The organism is Mucilaginibacter boryungensis, from assembly GCF_015221995.1.
GTDB lineage: Bacteria > Bacteroidota > Bacteroidia > Sphingobacteriales > Sphingobacteriaceae > Mucilaginibacter > Mucilaginibacter boryungensis.
Map to the genome: position 1 here is coordinate 641,713 of NZ_JADFFM010000001.1, position 19,961 is coordinate 661,673.

A 19,961-nucleotide genomic window follows, 5' to 3' on the forward strand; every position below is an offset into this window, starting at 1 on the left:
GTTGAACAAAACATATGAAAAACAAAGTTATATTAGGATTGATCGCAGTTTTGGCTTTACCGATCATCGTATCCGCGCAAGCCAACAGCCAACGCTACAAAGTGGCTGTGGCCGATATCATGATCATTAAAAGGCAAAAACTGGGTGCCTTTCAACTCACCAAAACCATTGGTGCCGATGGTGTAGAGGTAGATATGGGCGGTATGGGCCCGCGCCCTACTTTTGAAAACACCCTTGCGGTTGATTCGGTACGCAAACAGTTTTTGGATAAATCAAAAGAACTGAATATCGAAATTTCATCGCTGGCCATGACCGGCTTCTTCGCGCAGCCATTTGGCACCCGCGAAACCGCCGTTAAGGCTGTTGGCGATTGTATTACCACCATGAAACAAATGGGCGTGAAGGTGGCGTTCCTGCCGCTGGGTGCCAGCGATCCCGCTACTAAACCCGAACAACGTGAAGCTGTTATAGCACGCCTGAAAGAAGTTGGCAAAATGGCCGAGAAAGAAGACGTAGTGATAGGCATTGGCACAGCATTACCGGCTAAAGACCAGGTAGCACTGTTAAAAGAGATCGGTTCGCCAGCTGTGAAAAGTTATTTCAATTTTCAGGATGCGCTGGACAACAACCGAGACCTGGAAAAGGAACTGAAAACCTTAGGGAAGAAAAATATTGTAATGATCCATTGTACCGATACCGACGGCGAATGGCTGCAAAACGACCCTAAAATAGATATGAAAAAAGTAAAAGCCACGCTGGATAAAATGGGCTGGAGCGGCTGGCTGGTATTAGAACGTTCGCGCGATGTGAAGGATGTGCATAATGTGAAGAAGAACTTCGGCGCTAATACTGCTTATGTAAAATCGATATTTCAACAGTAACTGACCATGTACACTCAAAACCAGAATGTCATTTCGAACATAGTGAGAAATCTTATACGATATTCCCATAAACAATGCACCGCGTATAAGATTTCTCCTGTACTACGCTTCGTCGAAATGACACGGTTTTTTGCTGTTTGTTTTTTCCTTTTCATCATAACCTTTACCGCCAGCGCTGCCGATATCTATGTTGCTAAAAATGGTTCGGATAAAAATGATGGTACGAAGGAAAGGCCGCTGGCATCGGTAGCTATGGCCTTGCGCAAAGCGCGCGAACTGCGCCGGCTGAACGACCCATCCGTGAAAGGTGGCATCAGCATTAAAGTTGGCGCGGGCGTTTATCAATTAGAAGAAACCCTGTTCATCCGTCCTGAAGATTCGGGTACGGCTGATAATCCGACAGTAATTGAGGGCATAGATGGCGAAGCTGTTTTGAGCGGTGGCATTAATATCCATAACTGGAAAAAGGCTATCGGCATTATTCCCGGTTTGCCTACTGAAGCCAAAGGCAAAGTTTGGGTGGCCGACGCGCCTATGATAGGTAATGAAAGCTTATTGTTCCGACAGCTATGGGTGAACAACATAAAAGCTACCCGTGCCCGCGATGTGGACGCGCCGCTAATGAACCGCATATTATCGTGGGATAAAAAGAGTGAAACCTGCTGGATACCTAAAGCCAAAGACATGGATATTAGCCGGGTTAAGGGCATGGAAATGTTTATTCACCAATGGTGGGCCATTGCTATGCTGAGGATAAAAAATGTACAGGTGCAGGGTGATAGTGTACGTTTATCTTTTTATCAGCCCGAAAGCCGTGTGGAATCAGAACACCCCTGGCCTGCGCCCTGGATATCGAAGAAAACGGGCAATTCCGCATTTTATCTAACCAACGCCATTCAGTTTTTAAATAAGCCGGGCGAATGGTATTTGGATCAACTCCATCAAAAGATCTATTACATCCCCCGCGCAGGTGAAGACATGCGCACCGCTACAGTAACCGCGCCTTATTTGGAAACACTGGTAAAAATGCTGGGGACAATTGATAACCCGGTGAGTTATGTACGTTTCAAAAACATCGCGTTTCAGCATAGTACCTGGCTGTTGCCATCAAAGCAAGGTTTGGTACCCCACCAGGCGGGTATGTATATGACGGATGCTTACAAGTTGAAAATCCCCGGTACGCTGGATAAAAAAGGTTTGGAAAACCAGGCCTGGGTTGGCCGCCCGGCGGCGGCTATAACCGTGGCTTACGCCGACCATACCGGCTTTGAAGCCTGCAAGTTTGAACATTTGGCCGCGACAGGTTTAGATTATCAGCGCGGTACACATGATGATGAAATAAAAGGGAACTTGTTTAAAGATATTGGCGGCACAGGCATAATGGCCGGTGTTTTCTCTGACGAAGGACAGGAAGTGCACCTGCCTTACAATCCTAAAGATAAACGGGAGATATGCACTAACGACCGCATTGAAAATAACCTGGTGACCGATGTAACCAACGAGGACTGGGGCTGTGTAGGCATTGGTGCGGGTTACGTAAAGAACGTTACCATTGTCCATAATGAGGTGTGCGAGGTAAACTACACCGGCATCAGCGTAGGCTGGGGCTGGACTAAGACCGAAAACGCCCTGCGCGATAACCACATCACCGCTAACAAAATTCACCACTACGCCCGCAATATGTACGATGTGGCGGGTATCTACACCCTGTCATCGCAAGCGGGAACAGTAATCAGCAATAACAGTATCGACAGTATTTACAAAGCCCCTTACGCGCACGATCCGGTGCATTGGTTTTACCTGTATTGCGATGAAGGTTCATCCTACATCACCGTGAAAGACAATTGGTGCCCGGCTGAAAAATTCCTAAAGAATGCCAACGGCCCGGGTGATGTGTGGGAGAATAATGGTCCGCAGGTAAGTGCTGAAATTAAGAATGCTGCAGGCCTGGAAGCGCCGTATCAATACCTGTTAAAATATAAAGTCACAAACCCGGCTAACCAACCTATAAATCATAAAGAATAGCGTTATGAAATTCAGAAGTGTTTTATTAATGGCGCTTATCGCGTTATCTGTTGCGGCATGTGAACGGTCGCACCCGATAAAGAATACAGTTACTATTAAACCCAACACGGTTAGGCCTAAAATTGTGCTTCACCCGGTAATTGTGGAACTTATCAATCCGCGGATTACTAGCATGGGCGATGCCTTTGGCGATACCAAGAGTTTGGCGGAATGGGGAGCTAATATTAATCAATGGCAAAATCGCGTGACCATATTTGCTATGGTACGTAATCCAGATGAATTGACGAGAGAGATCAAAGAAAATTTTCATGGATCATACGATAGCCTCGTAGTTTTTGACAAACCTTTTTACAATTTCAACAGGAAATTATGTACCGATACAACCAGTTCGAAAGAATGGACGAACATATTTTTAACAGCCAACCTGGTGGCCGACCCTAAACTTCAACAGGAATATTTAGATTATCATAAAACCCAATTCCAAAAATGGCCCGAGGTTTCGCAAGGGTTTTGCAACGCGCAGTTTCAGCAATTGCTTGTGTTTAAAAGTGGGCGGCAGTTAATTATCGTCATCAGTATCCCTAAAGGGAAAACACTGGACGAATTAAACCCGCTGACTACTAAAAATAACCCACGGGTTGATGAATGGAACAAAACGATGAGCAAATACCAGGAAGGTTTACCGGGAACTAAGAAAGGGGAGACCTGGGTGTTTTTGAAACCGATAGGTAGCTAACTTGTCATTGCGAGGAGCGTAGTGACGTGGCAATCTCGTAGGTTGATTTGCGTACTACGAGATTGCCGCGCTATTGCTCGCAATGACATATGTTTTGTGGTGATTAAGAGCAGGACGGCATAGGAAGATAAAAACAATATTGTTGCAGATATTACGCAATTCAAACCAACTATAATCTTCCGGACTTAGGGTCTTGCCGACTTCCGGACTAAAAAATACAAATGTTAAAAATAGGCATATTAGGATTAGGCGAGGGCCGCAGCACCATGTCGGCGGCTTTGCAAAGCCCCAAAGTGGAACTGAAGATGGTGTGCGACAGGGATTTGGAAACCTGTAAGCAGCGCGCACATGAGTTTAATTTTCACAACTACACCACCAGTTACCAGGATATGCTGGATGATGCGGAGATAGACATCATCGCTATCTACACGCCCGATCACCTGCATGCACAGCACGTAAAACAAGCCTTGCTGGCGGGTAAGCATGTTATATGTACTAAACCTTTTATTGATGACCTGGCCGATGCGGCAGAGTTGTTGGAGGTTGCTGAGCAATCGGGCAAGAGGGTATTTGTAGGGCAAAGCTCGCGTTTTTTTGAACCTGCAAAACGTCAGCGCAAGGATTATGAGGCAGGTTTGATAGGCGAACTCATCACCATTGAAGGCGAATACAGCGCCGACCACCGCTGGTTTTTAGAAAAGCCCTGGGCGCTGGAGGAATCATTCAAATGGCTGTACGGTGGCTTAAGTCACCCGGTTGATTTTGTACGCTGGTACCTGCCCAATATTGAAGAAGTGATGGGCTACGGGATGATCAGCGCCAACGGCAGCGCCGCCGGTTTGAAGAACGAGGATACCATGCACTTTATCTTCAGGGCAGCCGATGGCCGCATTGCCAGGGTGAGCGGCGCTTATACAGGCCCGACACAACCCGCCCAACGCGATAGTGGCATGAGCACTATTTTGCGTGCTACCGAAGGCGCTTCGCAGGCTGATTATCATGAACTGCGTTACGCCATTACCGATAAAACCGGCGAAGAAAAGATTGTGGTTTGGGGCGATAAAACCCTGAAACATTACTTTAGGTTTGAAGGCCAAAGTCACCACGCTGGTGAATACCAAAACTACCTGGAATACTTTGCCGATAGCATTACTGAGGGCTTTACTGCTTATCCTGATATCAAAGAGGGCATAGGCACAGTAGCTTTACTACAAGCTATGGATAGGTCGCTTCAAACCGGCATGCCCGTAAAGGTTGACGCGATACTGGCGGAGTACAATTTATCACGTAACCAATTGAGCGCATCATGATAGCCATGAGCAACATTGTATCCCGTCTTACCACGCTGGATTATGCCATTGTGGCGGCCTATCTGGTTATCCTGTTCGTGATAGGCTACCGCGCCAGCTTCGGCAAAAAGAAGAAATCGGAAGAGAATGATACGCTGTTTTTGGCCAACAAATCGTTAGGGTGGAGTAGTATTGGCTTTAACATGTGGGGCACCAATGTGGGCCCATCTATGCTGGTGGCATTTGCCAGTATCGGTTTTAAAACGGGTATTGTGGCCATTAATTTTGAATGGTATGCCTTTATATTCCTGATGCTGCTGGCGCTGGTTTTCGCGCCGCGGTACATCGCCGCCAAAGTATCAACAATGCCCGAATTTATGGGTAACCGTTACGGCGATTCCACTCAAAACATTTTGGCCTGGTACGCGCTCATCAAAATACAGATCTCGTGGTTAAGTCTCGGCTTGTTTGCAGGCGGCTTTTTGGTACGGCAAATCTTAGGCATCCCCATGTGGCAATCGGTTATTGTGCTGGTTTCCTTTGCGGGGATATTCGCTTACGCTGGGGGCCTGAAAGCTATTGCTAAAGTAAATGTGTTTCAGATGTTGCTGCTTATAGGCGTTTCCATTACGCTTACCATCATCGGCGTGAACAAAGCCGGTGGACTGGTAAATATCTATCACAAAGTCCCTTCGCATTTCTGGAACCTGGTGCGCCCTGCCAGCGACCCAGATTACCCCTGGTATGCTATTTTATTAGGTTACCCGGTATCCGCGGTAGCGTTTTTCTGTACCGACCAGGCTATGGTGCAATCAGTTCTGGGCGCTAAAAACCTTGAACAGGGTCAATTAGGAGTGAACTTTATCGGCTGGTTAAAAATCCTGTCGCTCCCTTTGTTCATCCTTACGGGGATACTTTGCCTGCTCCTGTTTCCATCCTTAAAAAATCCTGACGAAGCCTACATGACAATGGTCACCAACCTTTTCCCGCCAGGAATGAATGGTTTGGTAATTGTGGTACTGATAGCGGTGCTGGTAGGAACTATTGGCTCGTCGTTAAACTCGCTGAGTACAGTGTTTACTATGGATGTCTACGCCAAAAAGATCAACCCAAAAGCTACCAATAAGCAACTCATCACCATGGGGCGCATTACAGTTGTAGTCGGCTGTTTGCTGGCTATTGGCGTGGCGCTGGCTATTGATAGCATTAAAGGACTGAACCTGTTCGATGTATTCCAATCGGTGCTTGGCTTCATCGCGCCGCCACTGTCCGTAGTGTTCCTGCTGACGGTATTCTGGCCGAGGATGAGTAAGCTATCGGTGAACCTGATCTTATCTGCGGGCTCGGCGGTAAGTTTGGGAACTGGCGTGTTGTATCTGTGGGTATTCCCGCAAAAGGAGTATCACATCTGGCCGCATTATCTGCTGCTATCGTTTCTCATTTTCGCGTTCCTGTTTGTGGCGGCCATTGTTATCGCCTTGCTGGACAGAGCGCCCGTGCGCTATGTAGCCACTGCCGAACAAACCGCCGAGATTGCTAAACCAACCAAAAAAGTAAAAATTGCGTGGGCTATGTTATGCGTAGTAATGGTAATTTTATATATCATATTTAACGGACATTAAACCTGTATGAATACCACTAACCTGAAAAAACTGAGTAAATATATTGGCGTGGCCCTATGCTTCGGTATGCTGTTTTTTGCCGATGCCGCCGTGGCCCAAAAAGCTACCTGGATATGGTACCCCGGCGATTACGAGATTTGGCTGAGCAACAAAATGCAAAACCGCCGCACCGAACGCGGCGCGTTCCTGCCGCCACTGTGGAAAGAGGACAGCCATTATGTGCTGATAGAGTTTCATAAAGATTTTACTCTGCCCAAAGCCGAAAAGGTTGAGCTATCGATTGAAGGGCAATACAACGTGAAAATAGATGGTAAGGCATTTGCGGGTTATCCAAAATCAATAGATGTCCCCGCAGGGAAGCACCGCATCAGTCTGAAAGTTTACAACCAGGCTAATGTGCCGTCAATCTATGTAAAAGCCCCCGATTTGGTATCGGATGAAACCTGGCTGGCTACTTTCGAGGATAAGGAATGGATAGATGCATCGGGCAAAAGTTCCGATCTGTCGGCTACCAAATATGTAAATGCGGGTGCCTGGAATTTCTATGATCCAAACTCGGGTCCGGCCGAATTTAAACTGCCTACAGAGGAGCATAAGGCGGTTAAAAAGGAGATGATGAACAGTGCCATCCTTGTTGATTTTGGTAAAGAAACCTTTGGGTTTATCAAGTTCCTGGGCTTAAAAGGTAAGGGGAAGGTAACGCTATATTATGGCGAGTCAAAAGAAGAAGCGTTATCATTTGATCATGCCGAATTGGTAGATGAATTGCCGGTAGACCAGTCACAAAAAAGCGATGTAGTAATGGAAGGGTCGCGGGCATTCCGTTATGTCAATGTTAAATTGGAAGGAAATATAAGTGCCGATGATATCACCATGCTATACGAATACTCGCCCGTTGAACAGCGGGGCAGTTTTAAATGTAACGATGAGCAGATCAACAAAATTTGGGATGTGGCGGCCTATACCCTGCACCTGAATACCCGCGAGTTTTTTATAGACGGTATTAAACGCGACCGCTGGGTATGGAGCGGTGATGCTTACCAAAGCTACGCCATGAATTACTACCTGTACTTTGATTCTCCAACCGTAACCCGCACGCTGTACGCCCTGCGCGGTAAAGACCCGGTGACCAGCCATATCAATACCATTATGGATTATACTTTTTACTGGTTCCTGGGCATTCATGACTATTACCAGTATAGCGGTGATAAGGCGTTTATCCAACAAATTTATCCGCGCATGCAAACGCTGATGAACTGGTGCCTGGCGCGACGCGATAAAGATGGCCTGATGACTGGCCTGCCGGGCGATTGGACATTTATAGACTGGGCCGACGGCTTAAGCAAAAAAGGCGAAATAAGCTTTGAGCAATTGCTGCTTTGCCGCAGTTTGGAAACCATGGCTCAATGCGCCGATTTAATGGGTGAGAAAGCCGAAAGTGCGAAATACAAGCAAATGGCTGCCTCGCTGAAAACCAAAATATTTCAATACTACTGGAACCCGCAAAAAGGGGCGCTGGTGCACAGTCGCGTTGATGGCAAGCAGACAGATAACGTAACCCGTTACAGTAATATGTTCTCTATCTTCTTCAACTACTTTACCGAGGCACAGAAGCAGCAGGTGAAGAAATCGGTGTTGCTGAATGATAAGATCCAGAAGATCACCACGCCGTACATGCACTTTTATGAACTGGAAGCGCTATGCGCCATGGGCGAACAAAATTATGTGTTGAAAGAAATGAAAGATTACTGGGGCGGCATGCTAAACCTGGGCGCCACCACTTTTTGGGAAGAGTACAACCCGGCCAAATCGGGCGCCGACCATTACAGCATGTATGGCCGCGAGTTTGGCAAAAGCCTGTGCCATGCCTGGGGGGCCAGCCCGATATATCTTTTGGGTAAATACTACCTGGGCGTGAAACCAACCGCGCCGGGTTACAGTCAGTACACCATCACTCCCAAACTGGGCGGCTTGCAATGGATGGAAGGCAGCGTACCTACACCTAACGGCGATATTAAAGTACGCTGCGACGCCAAACAAATAAAGGTAAGCGCCGAAACCGGCACAGGTACCCTGCACTTTACCAGCAGCACCATACCAGTTTGTAAAGAAGGTGCAGTAGTTGCTAAGGGCAAAAATGTTTATGAGGTAACTATCGCTAAAGGGAAGAAGTATACGGTGGAGTATAGTGCGATGTAAATATTTCTTACGTCATCCCGAACTTGTTTCGGGATCTCACTTGCTTAGTCGTAAGGTATATGAGACTTGTCTTATGGGATGCAGACACAAGTTCGGCATGACGATAACTTTAATTAAATGATCTTAAAAAAGTATATATTCCTAACTATCCTGCTGTTGCCCTTGATGGCATCGGCGCAACTGGTTGATAAAACACCGGCGGCAATTCCAAACGTGCCGGCCATTTATAAAGATGAACCCTGGGAGAACCCAATGGTTGACGGCATTAACCGCGATGCGGCGCGCGCTACAGCTTATTCTTACCCTAACATTGCCGATGCATTAAAGGGCGACCGGGAAAAATCGGGACGAATGATAAGCCTGAACGGTAGGTGGGATTTCCACTACGCCAGCAAACCTGCCGATGCGCCACAGGATTTTTATAAAAGCCGGGTAAGCGGCTGGGCCAAAATTATAGTCCCATCCAGCATGGAAATGCAGGGCTATGATAAACCTATTTACAAAAGCGCGGTATACCCTTTCCGCCCGGTGAACCCGCCGCACGTGCCGCAGGATTACAACGCTGTGGGCAGCTATCAGCGCACTTTTACCGTCCCTGTCAACTGGAAGGACATGAACATCACCCTGCATTTCGGCGGAGTAAGCTCAGGCTTTAAAGTGTGGCTGAACGGGCAGTTTTTGGGATATGGCGAGGATAGTTTCCTGCCGTCAGAATTTAATATTACGCCATACCTACAGGCTGGCGACAATGTACTATCGGTGCAGGTGATCCGCTGGAGCGATGGCTATTTTTTGGAAGATCAGGACCAATGGCGCATGAGTGGCATCCACCGCGAGGTAATGCTGCTGGCCGAACCAAAACTGCGTATTGCCGATTTTCAATGGCAATGTAAACTGGATAAAGATTACAAGGATGCCACGCTGATGATCCGTCCCAGGATGGAGAATTTGACAGGTAAGGCTATTCCGGGTTACCAGCTAAAGGCGCAGTTGTTTGATAAAGACGATAGAAAGGTTTTTGAAAAACCTTTGCAAAAAAGCGTAGAAAGCATTGTAAACGAAATATACCCCCGCCTGGATAATGTAAAGTTTGGCCTGATGGAAGCCAAAGTGAAAAACCCGGCCAAATGGAGCGATGAAGAGCCAAACCTGTACACGCTAACTTTAAGTTTGGAAGACAGCACCGGCCATGTGCTGGAAGTGAAAAGCTGCAAGGTTGGCTTCCGCAGTATTGAGTTTGCCAAGGACAACAGCAAGCTGCTCATCAACGGCAAAGTCACTTACCTGTACGGCGTAAACCGCCCCGACCATGACCCGATAAAAGGCAAAGCCCTGTCTCGCGAAGATATTTTGCGCGATGTGCAAACCATCAAACGGTTTAACTTCAATTGTATCCGCACCAGTCATTACCCCATGGACCCGTACCTGTACGACCTGTGCGATCAGTACGGTATTTTGGTGATAGACGAAGCCAACCTGGAGACCCACGGCCTGGGTTCAAAACTAAGTAACGACCCGCAATGGGCCGGGGCTTATCTTGACCGGGTGACCCGCATGGTGATGCGCGATAAAAACCATCCTTCGATCATTATCTGGAGCTTGGGTAATGAGGCTGGCCGGGGGCCAAACCACGCGGCTATGGCCGGTTGGGTGCACGATTTTGATATTACCCGACCCGTGCATTATGAACCTGCCCAAGGCACGCCACAGGCTGAAGGTTACATAGCGCCCGATGACCCGCGCTATCCAAAAACTAACGACCATTCGCACCGCCTGCAAAACCCTATCGACCAGCCTTACGTAGATATTATAAGCCGGATGTATCCTGGCTTATACACCGCGCCGCTACTGGCCAATCAGCAAAACGGCGACCATCGGCCGATATTTTTTGTGGAGTACTCGCATGCTATGGGTAACAGCAACGGCAACCTGAAGGAGTTTTGGGACCAATGGCGCACTACGCCGCGCATCATTGGCGGCGCCATTTGGGAGTTTAAAGACCAGGGCTTATTAAAACACGATTCTACCGGCAAAGCTTTCTACGCCTACGGTGGCGATTACGGCGAACGCTATTTTGACGATTTTACCATCAAGGGTATTGTTGATCCGGCTGGCAGGCCGAAACCTGCTATTTACGAATGTAAGCACGTTTTCCAGCCGGCAGAATGTACGCTGGTTAATGCCGCCAAAGGAACTATCCATATTAAAAATTGGAGCAGCGTAAGCAACCTGAATAAGTACGATGTTTACGTGCAAGTGCACGAGGATGGCAATATCATCAGCAAAAAACCGATGCCGCGTATCAACCTTGCCGCTGGGCATGACACCATTATTAGCCTGAAACCATATTTATCGGCATTAAAAACCGGGCATGAGTATTTGGCTGATATCCATTTCACACTGGCGCAAGATGAAGCCTGGGAACACAAAGGTTATGAGATAGCAGCTGACCAGTTTGCCTTAACTGGGTTACCCGAAGTAAAACCAATTGCAAGTACCTATCCGGCTATTAAGGTGGTTGATTATGCCAATTATCTGATCAGCGGGACAAATTTTGCTTTGGCTATTAATAAAAAAACAGGTGCATTGGTTTCCTACATCAGCAACGGCAAACGACAGGTTTTTGAACCGCTGTTACCGCATTTTATCCGCCCGGCTACCGATAACGACCATCGCGGCTGGAAGATGGAGAAGAAGCTAAAACCGTGGTTCAGCGCGCAACCAAAACTGAAAGATATCAATGTCGATCAATCGCAAAAAGGGATTGTTAAAGTGAGCAGCAACTATACCATGCTGCACGATAGTGTGATGGTGAAAGTGCTGTACACCATTACCGGCGATGGGATTGTGAAAGTTGATTATGAGCTGCAAGCTAATAAAGCCTTGCCGAACATTCCTAAAATAGGGATGCAAACCGGTATTTCAGATGTTGACACTACCATCACTTACTATGGTCGTGGCCCGTTTGAAAATTATATTGACAGGCGCACAGGGTCGGAAGCGGGTATCTATACCTCGACCATTAGCAATTTTATGGAACCTTATGTAGTTCCGCAGGAAAATGGCAACCGTACCGATGTGCGTTGGATGTTGCTGGCTGATAAGAATAAAGACGGCTTACTGGTGGTTGCCGATAGCTTGCTAAGTATGAGCGCCTGGCCTTATGCCGAGGAGAATATCCGCACGGCAAAGCATACCTATAAGTTAAAAAATGCCGCTGCTGTTACCCTAAATATCGACCTGAAACAAATGGGTGTAGGGGGCAATGATAGCTGGAGCGATGTTGCCGAGGCGCTGGAACAATATCGCATTTCGGCAAGAAATTATCATTACAGTTTTTACCTGTCGCCCTATAAGGCGGGGACAGATATTAGCGCATTAGTGCGTAAAATAAAAACCGGGCATCCATGAGGAAGTTAGTCATAACTATTGGTTTTTGCTTGCTTGCTTTGGCGGGAATGGCTCAGGTGCGCGGTAAAATCATCCCTAAAGATAAGCTGAAGGAAGTCTTTCTGCACCCGCCCGAAAGCGCCAAGCCCTGGGTGTTTTGGTATTGGATGTATGGCGCGGTAACCCGTGCTGGTGTTACTGCCGATTTGCAGGCCATGAAAGATGCCGGCATAGGCGGTGCTTATCTGATGCCGATTAAAAGTCCCGGTAACCCACCTCTGATTGCAGAACCCGTGCCGCAACTGACACCGCAATGGTGGGCTATGGTAAAATTTACCATGCAGGAAGCTGACCGTATTGGCGTAAAGCTGGCCATGCACGATTGCGATGGCTTTGCCTTGGCCGGTGGCCCCTGGATCACACCCGAACTATCCATGCAGAAAGTGGTTTCCTCAAAAACGATGGTAACAGGTGGCAAACTTTTTCATGATACACTGACTGTCCCATCGCACTACAAAAACTATTATAAGGATATCGAGGTTTTGGCCTATCCATCACTGCAAGGCGAAGGGACAAACAGTTACGATGATAAGCCTAAAGTAACCGCTTCCGTGGCTGATGACCTGCAATACCTGGTCGAACGTGGTAACAAAAAAAGCTTTTCAACTTCAACGGCTTGTTGGATACAATTAGCCTTTGATAAACCAGTTACCTGCCGCTCGTTGGTTATTCATACCAATACCAGCAATTATCAATCGGAAAGATTATTGGTGGAGTATAGTAATGACGGTAAAGATTTTAAATCATTAGGCCGGTTGGATCCACCGCGCCACGGCTGGCAGGATGGCGACGCGCAGATCACTAACGATATCCCCACCACAACAGCGAAGTATTTCCGATTTACATACGATAAAACAGGCTCGGAACCCGGTGGGGAAGATCTGGACTTTGCCAAGTGGAAGCCATCATTAAAACTGTCGGGTATCGAACTTTCATCCGAACCAAAAATACATCAATACGAAAGCAAAACCGGCGAAGTGTGGCGCATCAGCAAGCCAACCAATACTGCGCAATTACCTGATGAATTGTGCATAAAGAAAGATCAGATCATCAACCTCACTGATAAACTTGGCGCTGATGGTAAACTGGACTGGCAAGTGCCTGCCGGTAACTGGACGATCATGCGGATCGGTCATACTTCAACCGGGCATACTAACGCTACGGGTGGGGCAGGCAACGGTTTGGAATGTGATAAATTTAACCCTGAAGCGGCTAAAGTTCAGTTTGAAAATTGGTTTGGCGAAGCCATTAAGCACGGGGGGCCCGATCTGGCTAAACGGGTATTGAAAATATTCCATGTAGATAGCTGGGAATGCGGCAGCCAAAACTGGTCGCCGGTATTTGCGGCGGAATTTAAAAAACGCCGCGGGTACGATCTATTGCCGTATTTGCCGCTGATGGCTGGTGTACCTATGGACAGCGCGGAAGCATCAGAAAAAGTATTGGCCGATGTGCGCGAAACCATTGCCGAACTGCTGGTAGATAATTTCTACGGCACGATGGCTAAACTGGCGCATGAAAAAGGCTGCGCCGTCAGCGCCGAAAGCGTGGCACCGACCATGGTGAGCGATGGCATGCTGCATTATAAAATGGCCGATATCCCCATGGGTGAGTTTTGGTTCCGCAGCCCAACGCATGATAAACCTAATGATATGCTGGATGCTATTTCGGGCGGGCATATTTATGGTAAAAATATTATACAAGCCGAAGCTTTTACCGAACTGCGCCTGATGTGGGACGAACAACCCGGCATGCTAAAAACTATGGCTGACCGCAATTTCGCTTTGGGCATTAACCGCTTTGTATTTCACGTAAACGCCCATAACCCCTGGCTTGACCGTAAACCCGGCATGACGCTGGACGGCATCGGTGTCCATTTTGCCCGCGACCAAACATGGTGGGAACCCGGTAAAGCCTGGTTTACTTATATTCAGCGTTGCCAGGCCTTATTGCAGCAGGGCCACCCGGTCACTGATATCGCGGTTTTTAGTGGTGAAGAAACCCCGCGCCGCGCCGTTTTGCCTGAACGTTTGGTAAGCACCTTACCTGGTCTGTTTGGTGAAGAAGCCGTAAAACGCGAATCCAAACGCACAGCCAACAAAGGTGAGCCAACCTTAAGCATGGTAGAAGATGGCGCGCATTCAGCCAATATGGAGGTGGCCGAAACTTTTACTGATCCTTTGCGGGGTTACGCTTACGATTCGATGAATAAAGATGCATTGCTAACCGCAACGGTTAAAAATGGACGTGTTGTTTTACCAGGTGGGGCAAGTTATGGTGTGCTGGTGATACCGGCGGCAGATAAAATGAACCCGATAGGAAAGCTATCTGCGCGGGTATCGGATAAAATAAACCAACTGAAAAAGGCCGGTGTGAAAATCATCTATGGCAATCAGCCCTATCAAAAAGAAATCCTTGACGAATTTGGTATTACCCGCGATGTTGTCGTAACCGATTCAACCGGCAACCGTGCTAAGGATATCACTTGGGCGCATCGTACAGACGAAGATTTTGACATGTATTTTATATCCAACCAACAGGCCGCTAAACGTGAGATACAACTATCGTTAAGGTCTGCAATAGGTACACCTCAATTGTGGGACGCTGTTACCGGCGAAGTTAACGGCGTTGCATCGCGCGTTATCAACAATCGAACGATGTTAACCGTCCAGCTTGCGGCCAATGGTTCGGTATTCGTCATTATGAAAAATGATGGTAGCCGCAAAGTAGCCCGCAATGAGAAAAAAGAGCAGGTTCTGCCTTTGCAAGTGCTTAAACAAAGCTGGCAGGTACAATTCGATCCCAAATGGGGTGGCCCGGCACAGCCTGTAAGTTTTGATAAACTGTATGATTGGTCAGCAAGAAACGAGGAAGGTATCCGTTATTATTCGGGCACGGCAGTTTATACCCAAAGTTTTAAGAATACCGCTACCGGGCGCGAAGTATGGCTTGATTTAGGCAAGGTGGCCGATATGGCCGAGGTATATGTAAACGGCGTTAACTGCGGCGTGGCCTGGACTTATCCTTACCGCGTAAATATCAGCAAGGCTTTAAAAGAGGGTGTAAATCAATTAAAAATTGAGGTGACCAACACCTGGGCTAACCGCCTGCGTGGCGACCATGGTAAACCTGAAAAAGAACAGCTGACCTGGACAAACGCGCCATATCGTATAGAAACAAAATCGTTATTACCAGCTGGTTTATTAGGGCCGGTGAGTTTAATACAATTGAATAAATAGAGTTATGAAAAGATTATTGTGTGCAGGAATTGGATTAATGTTGATGATAGCATCCGCGAACGCGCAAACCAAGGCGTTAACTAATACCAGCGCCAGTCCGTACGCCAGGTTAAGCAGCGTAGACATGGGCAACGTAACCTGGACCAAAGGCTTCTGGGCCGATAGGTTTAAGGTTTGCCGCGATACCATGATCCCCAATCTTTGGAAAATCTATACCGACCCAAAGATTAGTCACGCGTTCAAGAACTTTGAGATAGCTGCGGGGTTAGACACCGGTTCGCACGAAGGCCCACCATTTCACGATGGCGACTTTTACAAGCTGATGGAAGCCGTTGCCAGTATGTATGCTACTACTCACGATCCAAAACTGGATGCGCTTATGGATCATGCCATCGCGGTAATTGCCAAAGGTCAGCGTAAGGATGGGTACATCCATACCCCGGTAATTATCTCCGCGCAAAAAAAAGGGCAGGAAACCGCTTTTAAAGATCCTAATAACTTTGAGGCCTATAATCTTGGTCACCTGATGACGGCGGCTTGCGTGCATTATCGGGTGACCGGGAAAAAGAATTTCCTGAACATCGCTATTAAGGCTGCTGATTACTTGTATAACTTTTATAATTCATCTTCAGCCGAGGCATCGCGCAGCGCCATTTGCCCGTCGCACTATATGGGGGTGGTTGAAATGTACCGCACTACGGGTAACCCCAAATATCTGCAGCTATCTAAAAAACTAATTGATATACGCGGTACCACAGGCAACGGCACCGATGATAACCAGGACAGGATCCCTTTTCGCCAGCAAACCAAGGCCATTGGGCACGCCGTGCGTGGTAATTACCTGTACGCCGGTGTTGCCGATGTTTACGCCGAAACAGGCGACACCACGCTAATGCATTCGCTTAACGCGATATGGGACGATATGGTGACCCGCAAAATGTACATAACCGGCGCTACCGGCGCTTTGTACGATGGTGTATCACCCGATGCTACCTCATATAATCCCAAAGAAATACAACAGGTGCACCAGGCCTACGGCAGGGATTACCAGTTGCCTAACTACACTGCCCATAACGAAACCTGCGCCAACATTGGCAACGTGCTTTGGAACTGGCGCATGCTGCAGGTAACGGGCAAAGCCGAATATGCTGATGTAATGGAACTTGCATTATATAACAGTGTACTATCAGGCATCAGCCTGAGCGGTCGTGGGTTTTTATATACTAATCCCTTAAGTGTTTCCGATGATGAACCGTTTACGCCCCGGTGGTCTAAAGACCGGGTAGGTTATATTAAACTGTCCAATTGCTGCCCGCCAAATGTGGTGCGTACCATTGCCGAGATCAGTGATTATGCCTATAGTATTTCCGACAAGGGCTTGTACTTTAACCTATACGGCGGCAATAACCTGTCGACCAAACTAAAGAATGGTTCGGCTATCAAACTATCACAAGTGACTGATTACCCCTGGAATGGCAGGATCAGCATCACGCTGGAACAAGTCCCGGCCAATGCTTTTTCTATGTTCTTCCGTATCCCGGGCTGGTGCAATGATGCAAGCTTAACTGTGAACGGCAAGGCAGTTAATGCAAGCCTTATTTCAGGCGAATATGCTGAAGTTAACCGCAACTGGAAAAGCGGCGATAAAGTTGAACTGGACCTGCCTATGTCCGCCAAACTAATGGAATCGAACCCGCTGGTAGAAGAAACCCGCAACCAGGTAGCCGTAAAACGTGGGCCAATAGTTTACTGTCTTGAATCGGTAGATCTGCCCCAAGGCCAAAAAATATTTAATGTGGCCCTGCCTGCTAAAATAGACCTGAAACCCGAGCTGATCCAAATTGACGGCAGCAATATAATGGCCCTAACCGGTAAAGCCGACCTGCGCAACGAAGCTAACTGGAAAAACCAATTGTATAAAGAGGTAAGCAACGATAAGCAATCGGTAAACATCCGCCTGGTACCCTACTACGCCTGGGGGAACCGCGGCCATGTGGATATGGAAACGTGGATACCGTTGGATAGGTAGTCTGAACCGGGATTTAACGAAAGCTTTGGGCCATGTGCGCTTCCCTCCCTTGGGGAGGGAAGCGCACATGGCCCAAAGCTTTTGCATTGGTTTTACTTCAACATCACCTCCACATCCTTCATCCGTTCAGCAGGCAACACTTTTAATTCAGTGACTTTGCCATCTTTTAACACACCTTCTACTGTGGTGTTGTAGGGGGCGTGGAGTTTAAAGTGGGTATCCCAATCTTTTGGCCAGGCGGGGAACAGGTAGATTTTGCGGCCATCCACCTGCATCAGCATTTCCTGTAAGCCTATCATGCCTGAGCCTCCCCAGTTATGGTCGGGTGTCCAATCGAAACCGGGGCCCCAGAAAGCGGGGAAACGCCTGCCGGAATCTTTCAGTTTAAAGGTGGTCAGGTCGGCCGCTTCTTTGGTTAGACCAAGTCGCGCCGCCCAAATGTTGTCCTGCTTCCAGCCCTTGCCGCTGCGGAACTTGATAGCCAGCGTATCATATTTCCAGGTGTTCAGGGCAATGTTCAGGTCGGGTTTATTTAATCCATGTATGCCCCAGGGGAACACACTGTAAAACTGGGTGCTTTCTTCATTGTTAATGCGCTCCCAACTTTTGGCTGGTGATAGCATCTGGTGACCGTTCATTTCGCGGTAAGTGATCGGCGGTATACGTTTGGCAAAGGCTTGCAATTTGCTACGCTCTTCTTTGGTTAGATAAATATCCGGCAATTCCAGCAGGCGTTTGGTAATGGTTTGCAGCGCCGCAATGGTGGAGTTGGAATTATAGGCCATCTTATAAGTTTCGGCACCAGCGCCGGGATATAGTATCAAATGTCCGTTACCATCAAGTGCTTTAAAACCACGCTGACGGGCCAGGTATTGGTAATGCTCATCAAAAAAAGTGAGGCAGCTTTGTATAAAAGGCAGGTATTGGTGAATGTCCTTCGCTTCGTAACGTTCTGTTTCCAGCATCATCAGGCAAAATTCAAAAACGGTATCCCAGGTGTATTCCAGCCAGGCGTTATATTCCACGCCCTTGTCAAAATTGGCAGGGCGTTTCCAGGTGTATTCGGCGCTGTTGGGTAGACCGAAATTTTCCAGTTGTTCGGTAAAGGCCGCGCCGCCGTGGTTCCAGTAAACTTTGCTGCGCAGTTCGGCGTTGTGCAGTGATCGCATATAGAAATCAAACTGCGGCTTCATCATATCAATATCGCCTCCCTTTAGCATGGGAAAATAAACCAAACGCTGATTTTGCGCAGTCATTAAACCGCCGCCCCAGTTACGGAAATCGGGGGTGAAGTTTTGGCCTTTCGCAACAAAAAGCGGGTCGTAGGTAAACAAGCCGCCATTAAATTTAGTAGGGTATCCCCCATAAGCATTACAACCCAGCATGTAGCGGAATAACTGATAATTTTTCCCGGTTTGGTAGGCGGCAGATGTATCTGCTTTGCCGGTATTAATGTACACGAAGCTCCTGTCCCAATATTGCTGCCACCACGCGGCGGTTTTTTGCCAGACGGTTTTTTTATTCGCTTCCGCGGATGCGATGGTATTGTTTAAGCCTTTTTGCCACTCCGCTACAGATGGTGTTTGAGCAGTATTCAGATAAATAGTAATGTCTTGTTGTTTAGTTGCCGATTTGCTCGCTAACTTCCAACCTTCAAAATCGGTATCCTGATACTTGCCGCTGTAAGTTCCTGCGGGTTGCAGGTTGTCACCGTGCATGGTGCCGCCGAAGGTTAGGTTCTTTAACGGGTTAAACATTTCGCCTTTTACGGCTTCCATCCCTTGTTGCTTTATGGTAGCATCAAAAATAGTGGCCTCAAGGTTGTGATGATAAAATTCAACAGCATTTCCTTTAAAAGCAATGTTATCCTTTAAAGTATTTACCGGCCCTTGCGGCGCAAATTTCCATGAGCCCTGGTTATTCTCGCGCCCTACAACTGGTCTATCTTTATAACGCCAGCTTTCGTAGTCAGCCTCGGTTTTTACCGGTTGGTTGCTTTGTACCTGCACATGTATCACCGGGCGAAAAACATCAACCCATACTTTTATTTGCGTGGCTAAGCTGCCGTTTTTACCATTGATAAGCACCGAGCCGTTTTGCAACATCAATTGCTGCTTAAAATCGTTACCATCAAAAGGGTTGGGGCTTAGCTTTACCTTCACCCGGCCCAGTTTCAGCATGGCATTGTTTTCGTCGAATGTGCCGCTGCGGGCTATGTAAAAGTATAGTTCGCCTTTTTCTACCCATACGTTAAGGCCAATATCGCCGCCGCCGCAAGGCATGCTTTCGCTGCTGTTTTTACTCTGACTGGTCCAGATTGCATTGTACTGGTCAATCTCTGCTGGTTTTTGGGCATAGCAGCTGATACATACATACAGGAGAAAGCAGATGAGGGCCAGTTTTTTCATGATGCTAAGTTATATCAATTACAACATTGTCAAAATCAATTACGTCATGCCGAACTTGGTTCGGCATCTCACTTGCAAAGTCT

At 47.6% G+C, this 19,961-nt stretch carries 10 protein-coding genes; 9 read left to right on the forward strand and 1 reads right to left on the reverse strand.

All coding sequences use genetic code 11. The features are described 5' to 3' along the window. The first annotated feature begins 14 nt into the window (after nt 1-14). The 9 genes from IRJ18_RS02785 (at nt 15) to IRJ18_RS02825 (ending at nt 17,470) form a co-directional block, all read left to right on the forward strand. Nucleotides 15-881: a sugar phosphate isomerase/epimerase family protein gene (locus IRJ18_RS02785; protein WP_194104676.1), complete on the forward strand. Its 867-nt coding sequence runs from the start codon at nt 15-17 to the stop codon at nt 879-881. Nucleotides 882-998: 117 nt separating this feature from the next. After that, nucleotides 999-2,906, forward strand: a complete 1,908-nt coding sequence (locus tag IRJ18_RS02790; protein ID WP_194104677.1) for a right-handed parallel beta-helix repeat-containing protein — start codon at nt 999-1,001, stop codon at nt 2,904-2,906. A gap of 4 nt (nt 2,907-2,910) precedes the next feature. Next, nucleotides 2,911-3,642 carry an L-rhamnose mutarotase gene (locus tag IRJ18_RS02795; RefSeq protein WP_228072500.1) on the forward strand — a complete coding sequence of 244 codons (732 nt, stop codon included), beginning with the start codon at nt 2,911-2,913 and terminating at the stop codon, nt 3,640-3,642. Nucleotides 3,643-3,863: 221 nt separating this feature from the next. Next, nucleotides 3,864-4,952 carry a Gfo/Idh/MocA family protein gene (locus IRJ18_RS02800; protein WP_194104678.1) on the forward strand — a complete coding sequence of 363 codons (1,089 nt, stop codon included), beginning with the start codon at nt 3,864-3,866 and terminating at the stop codon, nt 4,950-4,952. Between the two features lie 5 nt (nt 4,953-4,957). Then, complete coding sequence (locus IRJ18_RS02805) at nt 4,958-6,553, forward strand: sodium:solute symporter family transporter (RefSeq protein WP_194104679.1); 1,596 nt, start codon at nt 4,958-4,960, stop codon at nt 6,551-6,553. 6 nt (nt 6,554-6,559) lie between these two features. Further along, nucleotides 6,560-8,752 carry an alpha-L-rhamnosidase-related protein gene (locus tag IRJ18_RS02810; RefSeq protein ID WP_194104680.1) on the forward strand — a complete coding sequence of 731 codons (2,193 nt, stop codon included), beginning with the start codon at nt 6,560-6,562 and terminating at the stop codon, nt 8,750-8,752. A 117-nt stretch (nt 8,753-8,869) separates the two neighbouring features. Next, complete coding sequence (locus IRJ18_RS02815) at nt 8,870-12,163, forward strand: glycoside hydrolase family 2 TIM barrel-domain containing protein (RefSeq protein WP_194104681.1); 3,294 nt, start codon at nt 8,870-8,872, stop codon at nt 12,161-12,163. Next, the gene (locus IRJ18_RS02820; RefSeq protein WP_194104682.1) at nt 12,160-15,441 is read left to right on the forward strand and encodes a glycosyl hydrolase; all 3,282 of its coding nucleotides are present in this window, start codon (nt 12,160-12,162) and stop codon (nt 15,439-15,441) included. The genes IRJ18_RS02815 and IRJ18_RS02820 overlap by 4 nt, the downstream gene beginning before the upstream one ends. A gap of 4 nt (nt 15,442-15,445) precedes the next feature. Then, nucleotides 15,446-17,470 (forward strand): aceric acid hydrolase, encoded by a 2,025-nt coding sequence (locus tag IRJ18_RS02825; RefSeq protein WP_194104683.1) that lies wholly within the window; start codon nt 15,446-15,448, stop codon nt 17,468-17,470. A gap of 92 nt (nt 17,471-17,562) precedes the next feature. Here the strand turns inward: IRJ18_RS02825 and IRJ18_RS02830 are convergent, their stop codons facing one another. Then, the gene (locus tag IRJ18_RS02830; RefSeq protein ID WP_194104684.1) at nt 17,563-19,878 is read right to left on the reverse strand and encodes a DUF5703 domain-containing protein; all 2,316 of its coding nucleotides are present in this window, start codon (nt 19,876-19,878) and stop codon (nt 17,563-17,565) included. Nucleotides 19,879-19,961 lie beyond the last annotated feature (83 nt).